The sequence below is a fragment of the Bacillus sp. LR_5 genome (assembly GCF_042709275.1).
Map to the genome: position 1 here is coordinate 1 of NZ_JAVAXX010000448.1, position 3,494 is coordinate 3,494.

Genomic DNA, 3,494 nt, shown 5'->3' on the forward strand with positions numbered 1-3,494 from the left:
AACGACAAGCTTTGTGATCTGATGATCATTTGCTTTTGAGCCGATCGTATTTGCTTCCCGATTGAGCTCCTGAACAAGAAAGTCGAGTTTGCGCCCGACAGCTCCGCCACTAGCTAATATATCACGAAACTGGGCGAAGTGGCTCTTCAGCCTTGTAATCTCTTCAGTGATATCAGAGCGGTCTGCAAAAATAGCGCATTCTGTTACAAGCCGGCTCTCGTCTAATACGTCTTCAGTCCATTCTTTGATTCTGGCGTACAGCCGTTCCCGGTAACGAGATACGACATCTGCAGCCAGCAATTCAGTTTCTCTCACCAGCTCTTCAAGCTGATCAATATGCATCAGGCAGTCTTTCGCTAAGAGCAGCCCCTCTTTTTCACGCATTTCACAGAGACCTTTTACCGCTTCTTCTGCAGCATCGATGATCAACGCCTCCAGCTTGTCATTTTGCGTCTGTTCTTCATGAATCTGGACAACATGATCAAGCTTAAAGAAATCCATTACATCGGGCTCTGCAGACAATTGATACCGCTTCTTCATATCTCTCGCGGCTGCGACAAACTCATCGAGCAGCGGCCAATCAATTTCAAGCCTTTTCTCAACAAGCATATCGCTGTCAACAGATACGAAAAGCTCAATTCTTCCGCGCTGAATATGCTGCAGAATGGTCTGTTTCAGCTTATCTTCAAAATATAGCAAAGGCCTTGGCAAACGAGCGTTCACTTCTTTAAATCTGTAGTTCACAGATTTAAGTTCAACGCTTACAGAGAGATCGTCTTGTGTTTTGCTTGCACTGCCGAAGCCTGTCATACTTCGTATCATTTTAAAACACCCAATTCTTCCCTGTTCTCATAATAAAAGGGCAATAGACACGCTATTACCCCTAAGATTATATCATATGAATTTATTTTTTTCTTGTTCAAAGTGACCCCGCCAGCAAAAAAGTAGGGATGGCGGACATTCCGATGACGAGCATCCAGTCCCCCGGCGTGATGGCTACAGTATGGAAAATCGGCTGAAGCGGCGGATAGTAGATTACTACAAGCATCAGCAAAATGGATGACAATACCGCGCCGATTAAATACAGGTTTTGAAACGGATTTCTAGAGAAAACAGAAGTTTCGCTGCGGCAGTCAAACACGTGAATAAGCTGAGCGAGCACCAATGTGGCAAACGCGATCGTCTGGGCATAAGCTAAGTTTTCCGGATTGCGGTGGTACACAATGATAAACGCTAAAATAGTGGCAACTCCGATTAAAAATCCTCTGGAAACGACCTTCCATCCTAGCTTGCGGGCAAATACCCCTTCTTTCGGATGACGGGGCTTGCGCTTCATGACGTCTCCTTCGGGCTGATCCATGCCGAGCGCCATTGCCGGCAATCCGTCCGTCACCAAGTTGACCCACAAAATCTGAATCGGAACGAGCGGTAAAGGAAGGGCGAGCAGCATCGCAAACAGCATGACAAGGATTTCTCCGACGTTAGACGCCAGCAGGTATCTGATAAACTTCCTGATATTTTCGTAGATGTTCCTGCCTTCTTTTATCGCCGATTTAATCGTCGCAAAATTATCATCCACGAGAACAAGAGATGATGCTTCTTTGGCCACATCTGTCCCGGTAATGCCCATAGAGACGCCGATATCAGCTTGTTTAATGGCAGGAGCATCATTGACGCCGTCTCCCGTCATCGCCACAATATGCCCGTTCTCCTGATAGGCTTTTACGATTTTTAGTTTATGTTCAGGGGAAACGCGGGCAAATACATACACATCCTCCACCACATGAGAAAGCTCTTCTTGAGAAAGTTCATTCAGCATCTTGCCGTCCATGATTTTGCCGCTTTTCGGAAGGAGGCGCAAGTCTTTCGCTATCGCTTTAGCGGTTTCTACATGATCACCTGTAATCATAACGGTCTTAATTCCTGCTTCACGGCATTCTTTTATCGCCTGCCTGACTTCCGGCCGCGGGGGATCAATGATACCTGAAAGGCCAAGCATGGTCAGATCTTTTTCCGCCTGCTCCATTGACGGTGTTTCGCCTGCTTTTATCGGCCTGTAGGCGACCGCTATCGTTCTGAGTGCCTGTGATGCCAAATGTCTTAATACCGCCTCTGTTTCTGCTTTTCTTTCATTTGAAAAAAGAGCCGCTGAGCCGTCATAATAAATACGGGAAGATCGCTGCATCAGTACATCCGGTGCACCTTTTGTAATGATATAGCGCTTTCTGTCTTGATCCTCTACGATGACAGTCATCATTTTCCGTGCAGAATCAAACGGAAATTCTTCGACCACCCGGTAGTTTGATTCAACAAACTCCTTTGAAAAACCGCCTTTTCTTGCCGCGGTGAGCAGCGCTCCCTCTGTCGGATCTCCGTCAAGCACATATTCGCCGTCTCTTTTCTCAATATTGGAGTTGTTACAAAGCGCTCCGAACAGAAGCATCTGCTGAAGCGGCTTATGTTCATTGACACTGATCTCTTTTTCGTTTAGTGTGAAGCTTCCTTTCGGTTCATAGCCGGCCCCTGCCACTCTCCATGTTTTCCCTCCGGACCAGACATGTGTCACCGTCATTTTGTTTTGGGTCATTGTCCCTGTTTTATCTGAACAAATGATAGACGCACACCCAAGCGTTTCAACAGCAGGAAGCTTTCTAACAATGGATTTTTGTTTAATCATCCTCTGTACACCAAGCGAAAGCGCCACTGTCACAATCGCCGGCAGCCCCTCCGGAATAGCGGCTACCGCTAACGAGACACCTGCTAAAAACATACTGTACAGATCATGACCCTGAATAACACCGACAGCAACGACAAGTACGGTCAGAAGCAATGCAACAACAATCAAAATCTTCCCGAGCTGCTCCAGTCTTCTTTGCAGCGGGGTTGACAATGTCCCTGCTGATTCAAGCATGTCGGCAATTTTCCCCATAGCCGTATTCATTCCTGTCCCGACGACAACCCCCACACCGCTGCCGCGGGTCACAATCGTACCCATAAATGCCATATTGGTAATATCGCCAAGTGAAACATCCGGTTTTTTCAATTTATCAGCATGCTTCACAACCGGGATTGATTCCCCGGTTAGCGCTGATTCTTCTATTTCAAGGCTTCTCGCTTCAACAATTCGAACGTCTGCGCCAATTCTGTCCCCGCTCGTAAATTTCACAATATCACCCGGCACCAGTTCCTTAGAAGGAATCTTTGTCCAGCTTCCTTCCCTGAGTGCCATGACGTGCGGTGTTGAAAGCTCTTTTAAAGCCTGAAGAGATTGCTCAGCACGCCTTTCTTGAAAGAAACCGAGTATGCCATTCACAAACACAATCGCAATAATCGCAACCGCATCTACATATTCACCAAGAAAACCTGAGATTAACGTTGCCGCCAGAAGCACAAGCACCATAAAATCTTTGAACTGCGCGAAAAACAAGAGAAGCGCTGAAGTTTTTTTCCCTTCTTGCAGCTCGTTTGGTCCATGCTTGTCAAGGCGTTTTTTT

Annotated in this window: 2 protein-coding genes; both read right to left on the minus strand. The window is 46.7% G+C overall.

Annotated features, from left to right (window positions below; all coding sequences use genetic code 11):
* Window positions 1–822: YicC/YloC family endoribonuclease (locus tag RAC86_RS36760; protein ID WP_377886781.1), on the minus strand; the 822-nt coding region annotated here is incomplete at its 3' end.
* A gap of 97 nt (window positions 823–919) precedes the next feature.
* Window positions 920–3,494, minus strand: a 2,575-nt coding sequence (locus RAC86_RS36765) for a calcium-translocating P-type ATPase, SERCA-type (protein ID WP_377886782.1), incomplete at its 5' end; no start/stop codon positions are given.